General features: G+C 69.8%; 12 protein-coding genes. 7 read left to right on the forward strand and 5 right to left on the reverse strand.

The genetic code is table 11. The features are described 5' to 3' along the window. The first annotated feature begins 56 nt into the window (after window positions 1–56). From KY661_RS03125 to argE, 3 genes are all read left to right on the forward strand, one after another. Window positions 57–542, forward strand: coding sequence for a ferritin-like domain-containing protein (locus KY661_RS03125; protein WP_225408764.1), 486 nt, complete (start codon window positions 57–59; stop codon window positions 540–542). Window positions 543–683: 141 nt separating this feature from the next. Further along, window positions 684–2,072 (forward strand): formimidoylglutamate deiminase, encoded by a 1,389-nt coding sequence (locus KY661_RS03130; protein ID WP_225408765.1) that lies wholly within the window; start codon window positions 684–686, stop codon window positions 2,070–2,072. Further along, window positions 2,069–3,208, forward strand: a complete 1,140-nt coding sequence (gene argE / locus KY661_RS03135) for an acetylornithine deacetylase (protein WP_225408766.1) — start codon at window positions 2,069–2,071, stop codon at window positions 3,206–3,208. Before KY661_RS03130 ends, argE begins: the two co-directional genes overlap by 4 nt. Window positions 3,209–3,217: 9 nt before the next feature. Here argE and KY661_RS03140 read toward each other — a convergent pair whose 3' ends face one another. After that, window positions 3,218–3,889, reverse strand: a complete 672-nt coding sequence (locus KY661_RS03140; protein ID WP_225408767.1) for a DUF5011 domain-containing protein — start codon at window positions 3,887–3,889, stop codon at window positions 3,218–3,220. Window positions 3,890–4,032: 143 nt separating this feature from the next. Here KY661_RS03140 and KY661_RS03145 point away from each other — a divergent pair, with 143 nt between their 5' ends. The 3 genes from KY661_RS03145 (at window position 4,033) to KY661_RS03155 (ending at window position 11,134) form a co-directional block, all read left to right on the forward strand. Continuing rightward, window positions 4,033–5,043: a peptidyl-prolyl cis-trans isomerase gene (locus KY661_RS03145; protein ID WP_225408768.1), complete on the forward strand. Its 1,011-nt coding sequence runs from the start codon at window positions 4,033–4,035 to the stop codon at window positions 5,041–5,043. 145 nt (window positions 5,044–5,188) lie between these two features. Then, on the forward strand, window positions 5,189–10,594 hold the full coding sequence (locus KY661_RS03150; RefSeq protein ID WP_225408769.1) for a myxosortase-dependent M36 family metallopeptidase: 5,406 nt from the start codon (window positions 5,189–5,191) through the stop codon (window positions 10,592–10,594). An 87-nt stretch (window positions 10,595–10,681) separates the two neighbouring features. Beyond that, window positions 10,682–11,134, forward strand: a complete 453-nt coding sequence (locus KY661_RS03155; RefSeq protein ID WP_075009694.1) for a DUF6896 domain-containing protein — start codon at window positions 10,682–10,684, stop codon at window positions 11,132–11,134. Between the two features lies 1 nt (window position 11,135). Here KY661_RS03155 and mfd read toward each other — a convergent pair whose 3' ends face one another. Further along, the gene (gene mfd / locus KY661_RS03160) at window positions 11,136–14,720 is read right to left on the reverse strand and encodes a transcription-repair coupling factor (protein ID WP_225408770.1); all 3,585 of its coding nucleotides are present in this window, start codon (window positions 14,718–14,720) and stop codon (window positions 11,136–11,138) included. Between the two features lie 209 nt (window positions 14,721–14,929). Between mfd and KY661_RS03165 the strand changes: the two genes are divergently transcribed. Then, window positions 14,930–16,258, forward strand: a complete 1,329-nt coding sequence (locus KY661_RS03165; protein WP_225408771.1) for a sensor histidine kinase — start codon at window positions 14,930–14,932, stop codon at window positions 16,256–16,258. 31 nt (window positions 16,259–16,289) lie between these two features. Here the strand turns inward: KY661_RS03165 and KY661_RS03170 are convergent, their stop codons facing one another. From KY661_RS03170 to KY661_RS03180, 3 genes are all read right to left on the reverse strand, one after another. After that, window positions 16,290–17,882, reverse strand: a complete 1,593-nt coding sequence (locus KY661_RS03170) for an adenylate/guanylate cyclase domain-containing protein (RefSeq protein ID WP_225408772.1) — start codon at window positions 17,880–17,882, stop codon at window positions 16,290–16,292. Window positions 17,883–17,955: 73 nt separating this feature from the next. Then, window positions 17,956–18,228 (reverse strand): hypothetical protein, encoded by a 273-nt coding sequence (locus tag KY661_RS03175; RefSeq protein ID WP_225408773.1) that lies wholly within the window; start codon window positions 18,226–18,228, stop codon window positions 17,956–17,958. A 64-nt stretch (window positions 18,229–18,292) separates the two neighbouring features. Beyond that, window positions 18,293–18,610, reverse strand: a complete 318-nt coding sequence (locus tag KY661_RS03180) for a c-type cytochrome (protein ID WP_225408774.1) — start codon at window positions 18,608–18,610, stop codon at window positions 18,293–18,295. Window positions 18,611–18,682 lie beyond the last annotated feature (72 nt).

Consider the following 18,682-nt stretch of genomic DNA (forward strand, 5'->3'; position numbering starts at 1 on the left):
TGAAGCCCGGCTGCTCCCCACTTTGAGGGGACGTCACTCTTCGAGGAGGTTCGGCGATGGAAGTGAAGTCCGAAGTGGTGAAGTTGCGGAGCCTGGCCCAGCTCGACGCGGACGCGGTGGGTACCTACGACGCGGCGATCTCCCGCATTTCGCAGCCGCTGGTGCGTGAGCGGCTCAATGATTTCCGGGTGGACCACCTGCGCCACATCCAGGATCTCAACCTGCTCATCGAGCGCTTCGGCGGCGAGCCGGTGGCGCTGAGCCCCGACCTGAAGGGCGCGGCGATGAAGGGCCTGACGGCGGTGACGAGCATGATGGGCACCGAGGCGGCCCTGGTGGCCATGCTCGGCAACGAGGAGTTCACCAACCGCGCCTATGACTTGGCGCTCCAGTTCGACTGGAGCCCGGAGGTGGCCCAGCTCATCCAGAAGAACCGGGAGGATGAACGGCGCCACCTGACGTGGATCCGCGATGCGATCCGCGCCCGCCCCTGGCTGCGCGAGCAGGCCTCGGCCGCCGAGGGCTCGGAAATCACCACCTGACGGGCGGAGCGTCTCGCAGGGGTCCAATTTTCCGCCCGGTGAACAGCGGTGCTACCCCAGGGGGCGTGCCTGCGTTGACCTGTGCACCTGCGCGTCGGCGCCTAGCTGCGAGGCGGGAGGCGGTGGCGTAGGCTGCCGGGGGTGAACGAGACCACGGTTTACCAGCCGGACCTCCTCTATGTGCGGGGACGGCTCCAAGAGGGAGGCGCCCTGCGGGTGGGCGCCGATGGCCGCATCCTGGAGCCGGGAGGGCCCCTGCCGGAGGGGGCACGCCTCGTCCGGCTACCCGGGCGTGCATTGCTTCCAGGGCTCGTCAACGGGCACTCCCACGCCTTCCAGCGGCTCATCCGCGGGCGCACGGAGTACGTGGCCGAGGGCCATGGCTCGGATGACTTCTGGAGCTGGCGCGAGGCCATGTACCGTGCCGCCGAGGCCCTGACGCCCGAGGAGGTGTACACCGCCTCGCGGCAGGCCTTCCTGGAAATGGTGCTCTCGGGCATCACCGCGGTGGGCGAGTTCCACTACCTGCACCACCAGCCGGATGGCACCCCGTACGAGGATCGCAACGAGCTGGCGCGCGCGGTGATTCGCGCCGCCCGGGACGTGGGCCTGCGCATCGTCCTGCTGCGGGTGGGCTATGCGCGCGCGGGCTTCCGCGTGCCGGAGAACCCCCGGCAGCGCCGCTTCATCGAGCCGGACGTGGACATGTTCCTCGCGGCGGTGGCGGAGCTGGCGCGGGCCACGCGGGGAGACCCCGCGGTGACGGTGGGGCTGGCGCCGCACAGCGTGCGCGCGGTGCCCAAGGAGTGGCTCACCGTGCTCGCCGGGGTGCGCACGGACATGCCGGTGCACATGCACGTGGCGGAGCAGCCCCGCGAGGTGGAGGTGTGCCTCGCCGAGCACGGCCGGCGCCCGGTGGAGCTCCTGGAGGAGCTGGGCGTACTGGAGACCCGCTTCACCGCGGTGCACGCGGTGCACGTGACGGAGGACGAGGCGCGGATGCTGGGCGAGGTGTCCGCGGGCGTGTGCGCCTGCCCCTCCACGGAGCGCAACCTGGGCGATGGCATCATCCCCGCGGACATGCTGGCGGCGCAGGGCGTGCGCCTGAGCCTGGGCTCGGACAGCCAGGCCCTGGTGGACCTGCTGGACGAGGCCCGGCAGCTCGAGGGGCACCTGCGGCTGCGGCGGCTGCGGCGCGCGGTGATGGACCCGGGCGGCGGCGCGGTGGACGGGCTGGGGGTGCGGCTTCTGGAGCTGGCCACGGTGAACGGGGCGAAGAGCCTGGGGCTGCCCACGGGCACGCTGGATCCGGGCACGCCCGCGGACTTCTTCACGGTGGACCTGAACCACCCCTCGCTCGTGGGGGCCAGCCCCGCCTCGTTGCTCTCGGGCATCGTGCTCGGCACGGACAAGGCGGCGGTGCGGGACGTGGCGGTGGACGGAAAGCTCGTGGTGCGAGATGGACTCCACCCGCGCGCGGAGGAAACTGGCCGCGCCTTCCACACCCTGGCCCGGAGACTCTACCCGTGAACGACACCCTGCCCGCGCTGCGAGCCACCCTGACGGAGCTGGTGGCGCTGGACACCACCTCGTCCCGTCCCAACGCGCCGCTCATCGACTATGCGCAGCAGCACCTGGAGCGGGCGGGCTTCTCCGCGCAGCGCCAGCGCTACACGGATGACGCGGGCGTGGAGAAGGTGAACCTGGTGGCGGTGAAGGGCGGGGACGAGGGGCGCGCGGCGCTGGCGCTGGTGGGGCACTCGGACTGCGTCCCCTATGACGCGGCGTGGACGGACGCGCTGCGGCTGACGGAGAAGGACGGGCGGCTGTACGCGCGCGGCGCGTGTGACACCAAGGGCTTCATCGCCTGCGCGCTCCACGCGGCCACCCGCGCCACGAACCTGCGCGCGCCGCTGATGGTGGTGCTCACCGCGGACGAGGAGGTGGGGCTTGTGGGCGCGAAAAGGCTGGTGGAGGCGGGGCTGGGGCGGGCACGGCACGCCATCGTGGGAGAGCCCACGCGGCTGACGCCCATCCGGGCCAACAAGGGCTACTGCCTCGCCGAGGTGGAGGTGCAGGGCAAGGAGGGGCACAGCGCGTACCCGGAGTCGGGCGCCTCGGCCATCTTCCGCGCCGGGCGCTTCCTGCACCGGCTGGAGGCGCTGGCGTACACCACGCTGCGTGAGGAGCGGGACACGGGCTTCGAGCCGCCCTACACCACGGTGAACGTGGGGCTCATCCAGGGGGGCAAGGCGAAGAACGTCATCCCCGGGGCGTGCCGCTTCACGGTGGAGTGGCGGCCCATTCCGGGCCAGTCCCCGGACCGGGTGGCGGAGATGCTGGAGCGCATCCGCCAAGAGCTGGTGAAGCAGGAGCCGGGCTACGAGGCGCGCATCCGCGTGCTGCGGATGGACCGGGGCGTGAGCACGCCGCCGGAGGCGGAGGTGGTGCGCTTCCTGGCGGAGGTGTCCGGCAACGCGCCGGGCACCGTCTCCTTCGGCACCGAGGCCCCGCAGCTCACGGAACTGGGGGCCGAGGCGGTGGTGTTCGGCCCGGGAGACATCCGGGTGGCGCACCAGACCGGGGAGTACGTGCCGGCGGAGGACCTGGTGCGCTGCGAGTCCGCGCTCGCCCAGGCCATCACGCGCTTCTGCGGCACGCCCTGAGGCGGGGGACTACCAGGGGCAGTCGACGACTTCCACGGTGCGCGTCACCGGGGTGGCCACGTTGCCGCCCGGATCCGTGAGCGTGTAGGTAATCGTGTAGGTGCCCTCGGCCCAGCCATTCACCTCGCCGGTGCGCCAGATGACGTGCGAGAGGGCGCCGTAGCACGCGTCGGTAGCCTCGGCGCCGGGATCCACGAACGGGCGGTTGCAGGTGTGGACGATGTGGGCCGCGCCCTTGAGCGTCAGCGTGGGGGCCGTGCGGTCATCGACCTTGACCCAGCGGGTGGCGGCCACCGCGTGCCCGCCCGGAGGCTGCGCCCAGTAGGACACCGCGTAGTCGCCCTCGACCTTGGGGTTCGGGCCGGGCTCCTTGGGCGTGGGGTTCTGCCCGGAGTTGTACGTGTTGACCGTCAGGGCGTTGCCACACCCGTCGGCGGCCTGCGCGCCCGGATCCGTGTAGGTGGCGGACGACGCGCACTCGATGGTCCAGTTCGCCTCGCCGTTGAGGGTCAGCGTGGCGGGCAGGGAGGCACAGGCAGGCCCGCTCGCCAGTGCGCCCTCCGCCTGCGCGGGGGCGGCCGAACCGGTGTCTGGCGCGTCCGCGGGCCCGCACGCGGCGAGGGTGAAGGCAGAGAGCAGAAGCCCACGGTGAGACTTTGAACCGCTGATTAGTTTGAGCATGGAGATATTCTAACCAATCCTGAAAACACGGCCAGGTCTGAAAGTGCCGGTGAGTGTTCTGGACCCGCCGAGGGGGCTCCGGAGGAATCGCGGGGGGTGCCTTGCTGGCCCCGGGGCAGGGTGCTAGCGAGAAGCCCCGTCCCATGCGCTTCCGCCCTCTGCTCTCGGTTCCCGCCCTCTCGGTTCTCCTGTTCTCTGGCTGTGGCAAGGAAGGCCCGGCGGCCGGGAGCACCTCGCCCCCGCCGGCCGCGCAGGTGAAGGGCACGCCGGTGGTCTCGTTTCAGGGCGGCGCCATCACCCTGGAGCAACTCCAGACTTACATCTCGCAGATGAACCCCGCCGCACGCACCCGGGTGCAGTCAGTGGAGCAGCGGCGGGAGTACGCCGAGGGGCTGGCGCGCTTCGAGCTCTTCGTTCAGGAGGCGCGGCGCCGGGGGCTGGACCAGGACCCGGAGGTGCTCGAGGCGGCCAAGCGCGCCATGGTGCAGCGGCTGCTGCACAAGGAGTTCGAGGAGCAGGCGGCCCCGGTCACCCCCGAGGACATCGCCGCCTATTACGAAACGAACAAGGCCGAGTTCGTCTCCCCGGCGCGCGGGCGCTACTCGCACCTGCTGGTGCCCGCCCCCGCGGGGAGCGCTGATCGCGCCGCGAAGAAAAAGCAGGCCCAGGCGCTGCTGGACAAGGCGCGCAAGCTCCAGCCCCTGGACTTCGATGGCTTCGATGCGCTGGTGAAGGAGGCCTCGGGCGATCCGGAGGCCAAACCCGCAAGCGCCGACACCCACCTGGTGACCACTGGGGAATTGAAGGAAAAGCTGGGGCCCGAGGTGGCCGCCGCGGCGGGCAAGCTTCAGCGCGTGGGGGAGACCTCGGCCGTGGTGGAGTCCCCCAAAGGCTTTCATCTGCTGAAACTGACCGACGTGCGCCCCGAGCGAAACCAGCCCCTGGAGGCTGTGTCATCGATGTTACGCACGCGAATCGCCCGCGAGCGGCGGGAGGCGCGTGTCAGCGCATACACCGAGAAACTCCAGGAACAAGCTCAATTCAAGACAGACACAGCAGTGCTTGAAAAGCTTCAGGTCGACGTTCAGGCCCCGCAGGCCGAGGCCACGGGGCCAGTGCCGGGTTATCTTCCGGCACCCCAGCCCACGCGTTAGCCATTATTTCCCGGGGTGACTTTTACCGGGACGTCACATTGCGTACACTTGCCCGTCCCTGGTGTCTGCGCACTCCGGGCGGATGGTGCCTGGGGTTTGTGCCAGGGGACGGTGACGTACCGTTTTTTCTCCACAGGGGTAGACCGTGAAGCAATGGGTTTCGGCCTTGTCAGGCCTGGTGCTGGCCGTCTCGGGGACGGCAGCAAATGGGAAGGATCTTCCCAATATTGATGCGTCTCAAAAGGGCGCATCGTCTCTGCGCAAGGACAGCCATGTCCAGGCGCAGTCTTCGGGCCTGCGCGTTTCCCGGTTCGGAGCGCGTGCAGGGGAATCGGCGTTCCTGTGGGGAAACCGGACGGCGGTCGACGAGCGGCTCCAGTCGGCCCTGCGGCGCATGTCGCCGGAGCAGGCCGCGCGCGTGCACCTGGGCCGGGTGGCCCCGCTCTACAACCTGTCCGCCGAGGTGGCGCAGTCGGCGCCCGCGAGCGTGCATCCGCTGCTCCCGGGGCGTGACGCCTCGCTGGTGACCTTCCAGCAGAAGGTGGACGGCATCGAGGTGTTCCGCAGCGCGCTCACGCTGGCGCTGAACGACCGGCACGAGCTGATCTCGCTCTCGGGCGCCTTCTCCCCGCATGCGCCTGCCAGCACGAAGGGCCGCAAGCTGCGCTTCACCCTGGATGCCCCGCGCGCCATCTCCTCGGCCTACGAGGACCTCAACGGCCAGGCCATCGACGCCATCAGCCTCGAGGCGGTGGGCAAGGCGCAGGGCCCCTATACCTCGTACCGCTTCACCGCCGCCTCCAACGCCCGCTACTCGGCGAAGATGATGGCGCCGGCGCGCGTGAAGCAGGTCTTCTTCCCGCTGGCCGAGCGGCTCGTGCCCGCGTGGTACGTGGAGCTGAACACCGGCGCGGCGGGCTCGTCCGAGGGCGACTACTACGCCTACGTCATCGCCGCGGACAACGGCCGGGTGCTCTTCCGCAACAACCTGACCGTCTCCGATGCCTTCTCCTACCGCGTGTGGGCGCAGAGCACGGCCCCCTTCCTGCCGGACGATGGTCCGCAGGGCACCGTGGGCACCCCGCACCCCACGGGCATGCCGGACGGCTACCAGCCGCCCTTCGCCGCCCCCAACCTCGTCACGCTGCAGAACGCGCCCTTCAGCCGGAATGATCCCTGGCTGCCGGCCAACGCGACCGAGACGGTGGGCAACAACGTGGACGCGTACGCCGACATCTCGGGCGACGACGGCCTGGATGACGTGGACTTCCGCGCCTCCGTCACCGCGCCCAAGGTGTTCGACCGCGTCTACGACGTGACCCAGGAGCCGGACGCCACCACGGGCCAGCAGATGGCGGCGATCACCCAGCTCTTCTTCGCCAACAACTTCTTCCACGACTGGTACTACGACTCGGGCTTCACCGAGGCGGCGGGTAACGCGCAGGAGGACAACTTCGGCCGGGGCGGCTTTGGCAACGACAGCCTCCGGGCCGAGGCGCAGGACTCCAGCGGGCTGAACAACGCCAACATGTCCACGCCGGCGGACGGTGCCTCGCCGCGCATGCAGATGTACCTGTTCACCCCGAACACGGAGACCACCTTCACGGTGACCGCTCCGGGGCCCATCGCGGGCGAGTACACGCCGGGCGTGGCCGACTTCGGGCCCACGGCCTTCAGCGTCTCGGGCAACGTCGTGCTCGTGCAGGACGCGGGCGGGGCCTCCCCCACGGACGGCTGCGAGACGCCGTTCGCCAACGCCGCCGCGGTGGCGGGCAACATCGCCCTGCTGGACCGTGGCACCTGCGCCTTCGCCGTGAAGGCGCTGAACGCCCAGGCCGCCGGGGCCATCGGTGTCCTCATCGCCAACAACGCCCCTGGCGCCGCGCCGGGCCTGGGCGGCACCGACCCGGCCATCACCACGCCCACCCTGTCGCTGAGCCAGGCCGATGGCGCCACCCTCAAGGGCGCGCTGAGCGGCGGCCCGGTGTCGGTGGTGATGTTCCGCGAGGCGGCGCCCTACCGCGACGGCTCGATCGACAACAGCATCGTGGCGCACGAGTGGGGCCACTACATCAGCAACCGCCTCATCGCCGACGGCAACGGTCTGTCGAACAACCAGGGCCGCTCCATGGGCGAGGGTTGGGCCGACATGCACGCGCTGTTGATGATGGCGCGTGAGTCGGACGAGGCCCTGCCGGGCAACGAGGGCTTCAAGGGCGCCTACGCCGTCGCGGGCTACGTCTCTGGTGGTGGAGGCAACGATGGGTACTACTTCGGCCTGCGCCGCTACCCGTACTCCACGGACTTCAGCCGCAACCCGCTGACCTTCAAGCACATCCAGGCGGGCGTGGCCCTGCCGGCCACCGCTCCCATCAACCCGGACCTGGTGGGCACCAACAACGCCGAGTACCACAACGCCGGCGAGGTGTGGACCTCGATGCTCTGGGAGGCCTACACCTCCTTGCTCAAGGACAAGCCGCGCCTGACGTTCGCGCAGGCCCAGCAGCGGATGAAGGCCTACATCGTGGCGGGCTACAAGCTGACCCCGCCCTCGCCGACCTTCATCGAGGCGCGTGACGCCATCCTGGCGGCCGCGTACCTGGGTGACCCGGCGGACTTCAAGCTCATCTACTCCGCCTTCGCCCGCCGTGGCGCGGGTCTCCGGGCCGTGGCGCCCTCCCGCTCCTCGACGACGCACGCGGGCGTGGTGGAGAGCTTCCTCACCGGCAAGGACGTGGAGCTGGGCGGGGCCGAGCTCATCGAGAACGAGGGCAGCTGCGACGATGACGGCGTGCTCGACAACGGCGAGAGCGGCGTCATCCGCCTGACCATCTACAACACCGGTGACGCGACGGTGAACGCGACCACCGCCACCGTGACGAGCTCGGATCCGGGCGTCACCCTGGCCAACGGCGGCCTGCTCACCTTCCCGGCCATCCAGCCGTTCGCCTCGGCCACGGTGGACGTGGGCGTGTCGCTCAATGGCCCGCAGGAGGTGCGCATCCTCACCTTCCAGGTCGCCTACCGCGACGCGGAGCAGTCCATCCCGGGCGACCGGACGGCGGCTTTCCAGGTGCGTGCCAACACGGACGACGCCCTGAACGCCTCCGCCTCGGATGACTTCGAGGCCAACGTGAGCCCCTGGACGGTGGGCCGGGACCCGAACCTGGGCGACTACTACCCCTGGTTCCGCTACGAGGAGACGGCCAACGAGCACTACTTCTACGGCGTGGACGCGCCCGAGACGGCGGACATCTACCTCATCTCGCCGCCGCTGCAGGTCTCGGCGTCGGGCAGCTTCAGCTTCACGTTCGATCACCGCTACGCCTTCGAGTACGGCGCCGATGACTTTGGCGACCTGTACTTCTTCGACGGCGGCGTCATCGAGATCAGCACGGACGGCGGCCTGACGTGGGCGGACATCGGCGCGCAGGCGTCGCCGGGCTACGACGCGGTTCTCGAGTCGGGCGGCGACAACCCCCTGGAGCAGCGTGAGGCCTTCGCGGGCGTGAGCGCGGACTACCCGGCGTGGATTCCCGCTACCGTCAACCTGGGCTCGTCGTTCGCGGGCCAGACCGTCCGGATCCGCTTCCGCATCGGTACGGACCTGGCCGTGGGCTCGGTGGGCTGGGATGTGGAAAACGTCAGCTTCTCGGGCATCACCAACACGCCCTTCAACAAGCTGGTCGCGGAGACCGAGCAGTGCGTGCCCAACACCCCGCCGGTGGCCAACGCGGGCCCGGACCAGACGGTGGACGAGCGCACCCCGGTGACGCTGAACGGCAGCGGTTCCTCGGATCCCGAGGGCGAGCCGCTGACGTACGCGTGGACCCAGACGGCGGGCCCCACGGCGGCGCTCACCGGCGCCAACACCGCCAACCCCACCTTCACCGCCCCGGAAGTGACGGCCAGCACCGCGCTCACCTTCCGCCTCACGGTGAGCGATGGGGACCTCACGAACTCCGACACGGTGACCATCACCGTGAACAACGTGAACCGTGCGCCGGTGGCCAACGCGGGCCCGGACGCGTCGGTGGATGAGCGCACCACGGTGACGCTGAACGGCAGCGGCACGGATCCGGACGGCGGCACGCTGACGTACGCGTGGGCCCAGACGGACGGCCCCACGGTGACGCTCAGCAGCGCCACGGCCGCCAAGCCCACCTTCACGGCGCCGGAAGTGACGGCCAACACCGCGCTCACCTTCCAGCTCACCGTGAGCGACGGCACGCTGACCAGCTCCGACACGGTGACCATCACCGTGCGCAACGTGAACCGCACGCCGGTGGCCAACGCGGGCCCGGACCAGACGGTGGACGAGGGCGCCACGGTGACGCTGGCGGGCAGCGGCACGGACGCGGATGGTGACACGGTGACGTACGCGTGGACCCAGACGGCGGGCCCCACGGCGGCGCTCAGCAGCGCCACGGTGGCCAACCCCACCTTCACCGCGCCGGACGTGACGGCCAACACCACGATCACCTTCAGCCTCCGGGTGAGCGACGGCACGGCTACCAGCGCCGCCGACACGGTGAACATCACCGTGCGCAACGTGAACCGCGCGCCGGTGGCCAACGCGGGCCCGGACCAGACGGTGAACGAGCTCGCTGCGGTGACGTTGGATGGCAGCGGCTCCACGGATCCGGATGGCAGCACGCTGACGTACGCGTGGACGCAGACGGCGGGCCCGGCGGTGACGCTCACCGGCGCCACGGCCGCCCAGCCCACCTTCACGGCGCCGGAAGTGGAGGCCGACACGGCCCTCACCTTCCAGCTCACGGTGAGCGACGGCACGCTGACCAGCTCCGACACGGTGACCATCACCGTGGCCAACGAGAACCGGGCGCCGGTGGCCAACGCGGGCCCTGCGCAGACGGTGGACGAGCGCACCGAGGTCACGCTGGCGGGCAGCGGGACGGACGCGGATGGTGACACGCTGACGTACGCGTGGACCCAGACGGCCGGCCCCACGGTGGCGCTGAGCGATGCCACGGTGGCCAACCCCACCTTCACGGCGCCGGAGGTGGCGGCGGACACGGAGCTGACCTTCAGCCTGGTGGTCAGCGACGGAAGCGCCTCCTCCGAGCCCAGCACGGTGACCCTCACGGTTCGCGATGTGAACCGTGCGCCGGTGGCCGATGCGGGCGCCGACCAGAGTGTGCAGGAGGGCACGGAGGTGCGCCTGGCCGGGACCGCCACGGATCCGGACGGTGATGCGCTGACGTACGCCTGGACGCAGACGGCGGGTCCGTCGGTAACGCTCACGGGGGCGGATGCCGCTGGGGCCACCTTCACCGCGCCGGATGTGGACGCCGACACGGTGCTCACCTTCACCTTCAAGGTGACGGACGCGAAGGGCCTGAGCAGCGAGGACACGGTCTCCATCACGGTGACGGCGAAGACCGGCGGCGGCGATGGCGACGGCGACGGTGACGGTGACGACGGGGACGAGGGCTGCGGTTGTGCCACCGACTCGGGCGCCGGTCCGCTCATGCCGCTGCTGATGCTCGGCATGGTGGTGCTGAGCCGCCGCCGGCTGTTCTCGCGGTAATCTGAGCAGTACGGGGGAGGGCCCGGGTGTATGCCCGGGCCCTCTTTCTTTTTGGGGCGCAGAACCCGGCCCGGGGAGGCGCACGTCATGGATGAGGGACGGTCAGCGGCGGAAGGGTGGACGTTGCTTCGCCGGTTCGTCTCACTCCAGGCCGAGCTGCTCCGGGCTTTGATGCAGGGCTCCTCCGGCGCCGAGGCCTTCCGGGCGGCCCAGCGGCTTCCCCGTCACGGCGAGCTGCAGGTCCGGGGCGAGCGTTGGCGGTTCCACCGGCATGGCGGCGGCGTGGGCTTCGAGGGCACGGACTCGCGGCGGGTGGTGGATGCCCACCGGGCCCTGGGGACGCCCGAGTCCTTCGATGCCTGGCGGTTGATGCTGTACCTGGAGTCCATCGGTGTGAATGCCGTCCACCTGGGGGCCCGGGAGTTCTTGACGGACGACGAGCGCGAGCTCGAGCAGTGGCTGGCGGAGCTGGAGGGCCTGGGGCTCGTCCGGCGCGAGCCGCGCGAGGTCCGCATGTGGCGGCTCGCCCCCCAGCACTGAATCAAGCCTGGGGAAGCGCGCAGGCGCTCAAATCTCTCAGCACCTTCTTGGCCTCGGCGATGAGGGCAGGGCCCTGGGTGCCCTCCTGCACCCGGACGATGAGCTTCATGTCCGGGGTGAGCCGGTAGACGCCCTTGGAGCGCTGCACCAGCGCCGCCACCTTGGGGCCATCCAGCAGGGCATCGGCCCCCAGCGTCACCACCAGCCGGCTGGTGCCACCCTCCAGGGCACGGAGCCGCAGGTCGCGCATGTCGATCTTCAGCAGCGTCACCTCCGAGAGGGTGTCCACCTCGTCGGGCGCCTCGCCGAAGCGGTCCACCAGCTCGGCGCGCAGGTCCGTGACTTCGTCCGGGTGGCTGGCCTGGCTGAAGCGCTTGTAGAAGACGAGCCGCTGGTGCACGTCCGGCACGTAGTCGTCCGGGATGAGGGCCGGCATGGACAGGGTGATGTCGGGCTCCACCTGGACGCGGGGCGGCTGGCCCTGCATCTCCGCCACGGCCTCTTCCAGGAGCTGGGCGTACATGTCGAAGCCGATCTCCGCGATGGCGCCGGACTGCTTGTCGCCCAGCAGGTTGCCCGCGCCGCGGATCTCCAGGTCATGGCTGGCGATGGAGAAGCCCGCGCCCAGCTCGGTGAAGTTCTGGAGGACCTCCAGGCGGCGCTGCGCATCGCGCGTCACGGCGCGCCGGGCGGGCACGAGCAGGTACGCATACGCGCGCTCCTTGGAGCGGCCCACGCGCCCGCGCAGCTGGTAGAGCTGGGCGAGGCCGAACGCATCCGCGCGGTTGATGATCATCGTGTTGGCGCTGGAGATGTCGATGCCGCTCTCGATGATGGAGGTGCAGAGGAGCACCTGGTGCTGCTTCTCGGTGAACGCCAGCATGACCTTCTCGAGCTGGCCCTCGCCCATCTGGCCATGGGCCACGCCGATGCGGATGTTCGGCACCAGCTCCTTCAGGAGCTTCTCCATGGAGGCGATGGACTGCACGCGGTTGTGGACGAAGAACACCTGGCCGCCGCGGGCCACCTCGCGCTCGATGGCCTCCTTGATGACCTGGGGATCGAACTTCATCACGAAGGTGCGGATGGCGCGCCGGTCCTGCGGCGGGGTGGCGATGATGCTCATGTCGCGCACGCCGGACATGGACATGTGAAGCGTGCGGGGAATGGGGGTGGCCGTCAGCGTGAGCACATCCACCTGGGTGCGCAGCCGCTTGAGCTGTTCCTTCTGCTTCACGCCGAAGCGCTGCTCCTCGTCGACGATGAGCAGGCCCAAGTCTTTGAAGGCCACATCGCCGCCGAGCAGCTTGTGCGTGCCGAGCAGGACGTCGACCTTCCCCTCCTTGGCGCGCTTGAGCAGCTCCCGTACCTCGGGCGGCTTCTTGAGGCCGGAAATCACCTCCACGGTGATGGGGTAGTCCTTGAAGCGCTTCTTGAAGGACAGGAAGTGCTGCTGGGCCAGCACGGTGGTGGGCACCAGCACCGCCACCTGCTTGCGGTCGAGCGCGGCCTTGAATGCGGCGCGCATGGCCACCTCGGTCTTGCCGTAGCCCACGTCGCCGCAGACGAGCCGGTCCATGGGGACGGGTTTCTGCATGTCCGCGAGCACATCCTCGATGGCCTTGGCCTGGTCGGGAGTCTCCTCGAACTCGAAGTCCGCCTCGAACTGGGCGAAGTAGCGGTCCGGCGCGGAGAAGGCATGGCCGGGGTGGGCCTTGCGCGCGGCGGCGAGCTGGAGCAGCTCCGCGGCCATCTTGAGGAGCTGTTCCTTGACGCGCTTCTTGGTCTTCTCCCAGCCGGGGGTGCCCAGCTTGTCGAGCTGGACCTGGCTGGGGTCTCCGCCGGTGAACTTCTGGATGAGCCGCATGCGGCCCACCGGCAGGTAGATCTTGTCCCGGCCCGCGTACTCCAGGACGAGGAAGTCCCCGGGCACGCCGTTCACCTCCATCTTCGTCAGGCCCGCGTAGCGGCCGATGCCGAAGTCGGTGTGGACGATGAGGTCCCCTTCCTTGAGGTCCTTGAAGCCCGCGCCGAAGGCCTCCGTCTTCTTGGATCGGCGGACGCGGCGCCGGGCGCGCACGCCGAAAATCTCCTCGTCGGCGAGCACCGCGAGCCCCCCGGCGCCGTCCACGAAGCCGTGGCTCACCTCGCCCGTGAAGAGGTGCGCGTAGACGGAGGGCTCGTAGAGCTTGGCCGCGTCCGTGAGGGGCTCCTCGTGGATGCGGACCATGAGGTTGCGGTCCAGCAGCAGGCGCTTGAGGCGGTCCGCCTGGCTCAAGGTGCCACAGGCGATGGCGCACGCCACGTGCATGTCCCGCCACCGCTGGAGGCGCTCCACCAGCGGGGTGAGGGCGCCCTCTTCGCCGTGGTGGGCGAGGATGGCCTCGCGCAGGTCCTGCGTCCCGCCAAAGGCGAAGAGCACCGGAGGCTGCTCGCTGGGCGTCAACGCCAGGCCGCCGCCCTCGAACACGCGCCAGCCGGCCAACTGCGCATCGGCCTGTTCTCGGGTGAGGAAGTGCTGGGCGGGGGGGAGCGTCAGGTCCTGGCGGGCGTCGGCCTCCTGGTGGGTGCGCTCCAGCTCCTCCCACAGGTCGCTGGCGGCCCGGTCCAACCCCACCGGATCATCGAGGTAGACGAGGGGCTCCTGCCCCCACAGGCGCAGGTAGTCGAAGACGGTGGACAACCCTCCCTCGAAGAAGCCGGGGAGCAGCCCCTCCAGGCCAAAGCCGGGCAGCCCCTCGCGCAAGGCCTCCAGGCGCTCGCGCAGCTTGATGGTGGGCAGGTTGATGCGGTCGGCCACGGCGCGGGCGGTGGCCTCGGCCCGGGCGCGCGTCTCCTCGGTGAGGAGCAGCTCGCGCGCGGGCACCAGGTACACCTCCTTGAGCGAGTCCACGGTGCGCTGGTTGTCCGGGTCGAAGACGCGGATGGACTCGATGGTGTCCCCGAAGAACTCGAGCCGCACGGGCCGGTCATAGAGGGGGCTGAACACATCCAGGATGCCGCCGCGCACGGAGAAGGTCCCCGGGTCCTCCACAAGCGGGCTGGACTGGTAGCCCATGAGGACGAGCTTGCGGGCAAGCGAGTCCCGGTCGAAGTCCTGGCCCGTGGTGATGAGCTCCGCCAGGGAGGCCATCGTGGACACGGGCAGGACGCGGCGCAGGAGGGCGCGCACGGAGAGCACCAGTGCGGGGAAACGGGTGCCCTGGCTCAGGTGAAAGAGGTTCCCCAGGCGCTCGCTGACGACGCGGGGCTCGGGCGAGAGCTCGTCGTAGGGAAGCACCTCGTCGCCCGGCAGACGGAGCACGCGGGGGGCGAGCAGGGAGCCATTGCCCCCCAGGAAGAAGGCCAGGTCACTGGCCAGCGCATCGGCTGCTTCCTCGTCCGCCGCGACGCAGACGAGCGGGGCCTTGAGGGCCCGGGAGAGGCGGGCGAGGACGTGACCGCGCGCGGCGCCATGCAGGCCTTGGGTCCGGACACGCTGCCCGGGCCGGAGCCGTTCCAGCAATCGGGGGAAAGGATCTCCCGAGGGAGGGGTGCCCCCGCGCAATGCCTCTGAACCGGCTGCCTGGCTGAAAGGTGTATCCATTTCGGGATTCCTGAGGCCCCGCGTCATAGGAGCCGCCTGGGGCCCGGTCAACGGTGGATCTGCTGCCGGGCACACCGTGGAAAGGTCCGACTGTCCGGTTGTCACTGCCACCGGCGGATGCCTGACACCTGGAGGGGCAGGGAAGTTCACCCCCTTGGCATGGGCGGTAGGCTGGAGGCCCCAGGTTCGGAGACGCCACGAGGCAAGCCATGCGATTCCGGAGAGAGACGACGCCGCTGCTGGAGGGGAGAGGCCCGGCCGCGCGGGAGGAGTGGGTGATGCTTCGGGGGATTCGCTCCGCCGAAGGAGCCCTGACCGACTTCGAGTGCGTGAAGGCCTCTGCCGGTCTGGAGCGGCAGGAGGGAGACGCCGTCTTGCCCCTTCCGGGTCGGCGGTTGCTGGAGGCCTCGCCCTGGGCGGACGGATGCGGTCTCTTCGCGTTGTGCGTGCGGGCCGTGGAGCATCAGGTGCCGGAGGTGGCGCGGTTCACGGGCGGGAAGCCCCCGGCGGCCGTCCAGGTGCGGGTGCGAGCGGCTCCCGGACAGGGCGGGCTCACGCTCTTCTGGGAGGAAAGCGCCGAACCGCTGGAGGCACCGTCGCAGGACCTCGCGGTGCTGCGGGCCCTTCTTGAGGGCAGCCCGGAGGCCGTGTTCGCGAAGAACCTGGAGGGGCAGTACGTCCTGCTCAATCCCACGGCGGCGAGGGCCTTGGGACGGCCCGCCGGGCAGGTGCTGGGCCGTGACCGGGAGGCCTCGGTGCCGCGGCGCCAGGAGCCGGAGCAGGACGTGGAGGGCCGGTGCCGCGAGCGCTTCATCGGGATGCTGGGCCATGATCTGGGCAATCCGCTGTTGGCGATCCGGCTCACCTCGGCGGCGCTGCTGGCCCGGGACGCGTTACCGCCGGACGTGCGGCGAGGGCTGGAGCGCATCGAGGGCAGCGCTGGGCGGATGGCGAGGATGGTGCGGCAGTTGCTGGACTTCACCCGGGCGCGCGTGGGCGGAGGAATGCCGCTGCGTCCGGGAGAGGTCGCCCTGGACGAGGTGTGCCGGCAAGTCATCGGCGAGCTGGAGCTGGCCTCGCCTGGACGGGAGATCCGGCTGGAGACGCGTGGAAATTGCCGGGGCTTCTGGGACCTTGAGCGGATCGCCCAGGTGCTGTCCAACCTGGTGGCCAATGCGCTCCAGCACAGCCCGGCGGGAACGCCCATCTGCGTGTGCTTGGAGGGGGTGGATTCCCTGCAGCGCATCGAGGTGCACAACACCGGGCAGCCCATTCCGGAAGCGCTCCGCCCGCGGCTCTTCGAGCCTTTCCTTCGCGCTGAGCGGGGACCGGCCGCTTCTCCCGGGGGGGGGCTTGGACTGGGGCTCTACATCGTCGCGCAGATCGTCCAGTCTCATGGAGGATGTGTCGAGGTCAGCTCCACGGCCGAGGACGGAACCCGGTTCATCGTGCTGCTTCCGCGCGCGGTGCCGGCTGCGGGGGGCACGGTGGAGGAAGGCACCTTGCCGCAGCAGGCGTACCGGGGGGTGGCCAGCTGAAGCGTCCCGCTGGAAGCGGCCCCGGGGGCCTTCAGCGCAAGGGCGCGTCCCGCCACTCCAGCCGGTAGAGGGTCAAGGGCTCCTGCTTGCCCTTGACCTGGATGGGCGGCAGCTTCGTCAAGGGCCACGTACACGCCTGGCAGCGCTGGAGCGTGGCTTCGGAGAAGCAGATCTCCGCCGGACTCGTGGCATCGCAGATGCGGCTGGCGACGTTGGTCGCATCGCCAATGGTGGCGTACTGCAGGTAGTGCTCGGAGCCGATGTTGCCCGCGGCGACGCGGCCCGTGTTGAGCCCGACATGGATCTGAATCTCGGGCCGGCCCTGCTCGCGCCAGTGGGCGTTCAGGTCCGCCAGCGCGCGTTGCATCTCCACCGCCGCTCGCAGGGCTCGGTCCGCGTCATCGGGCTGGGAGAACGGCGCGCCCCACACTGCCATCAACGCATCGCCGATGTACTTCTCGAGCGTCCCCTCGTGGCGGAAGACGATGTCGGCCATGACGGGGAAGTACTCGTTGAGCAGGTCCACCACCTGGCGGGGGTGCAGGGTGGAGGACAGCGAGGTGAAGCCGGTGATGTCCGAGAAGAGGACGGTCACCTCTGTCTCGACGATGTCCAGGGGGGCGCCCCGCGCGCTGCGCAGCTTCTTGATGACGGGAGGAGGGAAGAACCGCAGGTAGGCGGTGCGCAGCGCGGCCTCTTCGGCCAGGCGCTCGGACAACAGCGAGTTCTCCAGCGCGATGGCGGCCTGGTTGCCGAAGGCGGTGAGGAACTCCAGGTCCTCCTCGGTGAAGCCGTTGACCCGGGCCAGATTGTCCACATAGAGCACGCCGAGGACCGTGTCCTGGGGCTTGAGCGGCACGCACATGGCCGAGCGGATGGACTGCAACATGACGGAATCGGCCCCCGTGAGCCGGGGATCATCCAGGGCATCCGCGAAGAGCGCCGCCACGGAGTGGGTGCGCACGTAGTCGACGACATGCTGGCTGTAGAAGGCCCCGGAAGGCACCTCGCCCGTGAGGAAGCGGGCCACCCGGGGGCGCAGCTCGCCGCTGAGGGCGTCCACCAGCAGGATGACCACCCGGTCCACGTCGAGGATCTGGAAGACGAGCTGGGCGATGCGCTCCAGCAACCCGTCGATAGGGCCCGCGGAGGACAGGAGCTGGCTGACCTTGAGCAGCACCTCCAGCTTCTCGGCGGAACGCAGGGCGGCCTGCCGGGCCTGCCGGACCTTCAGGGCCGACTGGCTGCCGACGGTCCGCTCCCGCTCCAGCAACTCCTCCATGGAGGGCAGGGAGAAGCGCGTCTTCAAGTCCTGGATGTGCGTGGGCTCCACCACCTCCAGAACGGACGTGAGCTTGAAGAGCACGTCGCCACACTGGAAGGAGTCACCGTCCCGGAGCTCGTAACGTTCGACGCGCGCGCCTTGCACGAGCGTCCCGTTCTTGCTTCCCAGGTCCACCAGCACCACGCGTGTGCCCTCCCGCTCCAGGCGTGCGTGGCGGCGGGACAGGCTCAGGTGGAGCACCCGGAAGGTGTTCTCGCCGGTGCGGCCGATGGTGGAGTGTCCCTCGGGCAGCTGGAGCGGCTGCTCATTGGACAGCCCTGGGTTCACGATGAGCCACATGTTGCCCTATGGTAGCGTGTGGGGCAGCCGAAGCACGTGCCCTGAGGGCTTCATTTCGTGAGAAGGGGGCTGCTCAGGGGCAGTGGCGCGCGGCGGCGCGAAGCCGGAGCAGGTAGCCCTGGGCTCCGGGGTCGACCAGCTCCAGGGCTGCGTGGGGGCTGAGCCTCCGGTAATCCTCTTCATCCCCCTCGTCGTCCTTGTCGTCCTTGTCGTCCTTGCCCATCAGGGGCTGGGGGCGGGCCAGGCGGGGTTCGATCGAGGCCAGCCCCGAGGCGCTCGCGCGAGCCGAGGAGAAGAGGGTGACGAGGGACAGGACGAAGAGCAGGGCGACGGTGACGGTCTTCATGGGAGGGCTCCAGCAGGGCTCACCCAGGGCGGACGAACCGTCCCCCACGATATTCACGCGGCCTTTATTTCGCCTGGAGGCCCCGGACGTACTTCACCAGCGCGTCGATCTCCTCCGTGCTGAGCTTGTCCTTGTAGCCCTTCATCTTGCTCCCGGAGACGCCCTCGGAGATGGCCTGGCGGATCTTCTCGTCCGAGTGGTTCTTCTGCCACTCGGGCAGGGACATATCGTCGATTTTCTCCCGCTCGCCCACCTTGGTCTTCGCCTTGCCATCGTCGCCGTGGCACGACTTGCACTTAGCCTTCCATACATCAGCCACATCATCCGCCTGTGCGCTCGCGGCGACGGAGAGGGCCAGTACCAGGGCAAACCGCGTCTTCATTCTGCCTCCTCTTTCTGCGGGTGAAACCTTCGGCCGGGTGGGGGATGGATCCCGGCCCCGAAGCACCCTCTA

Source organism: Allostigmatella hybrida (genome assembly GCF_020103775.1).
GTDB lineage: Bacteria > Myxococcota > Myxococcia > Myxococcales > Myxococcaceae > Hyalangium > Hyalangium aurantiaca.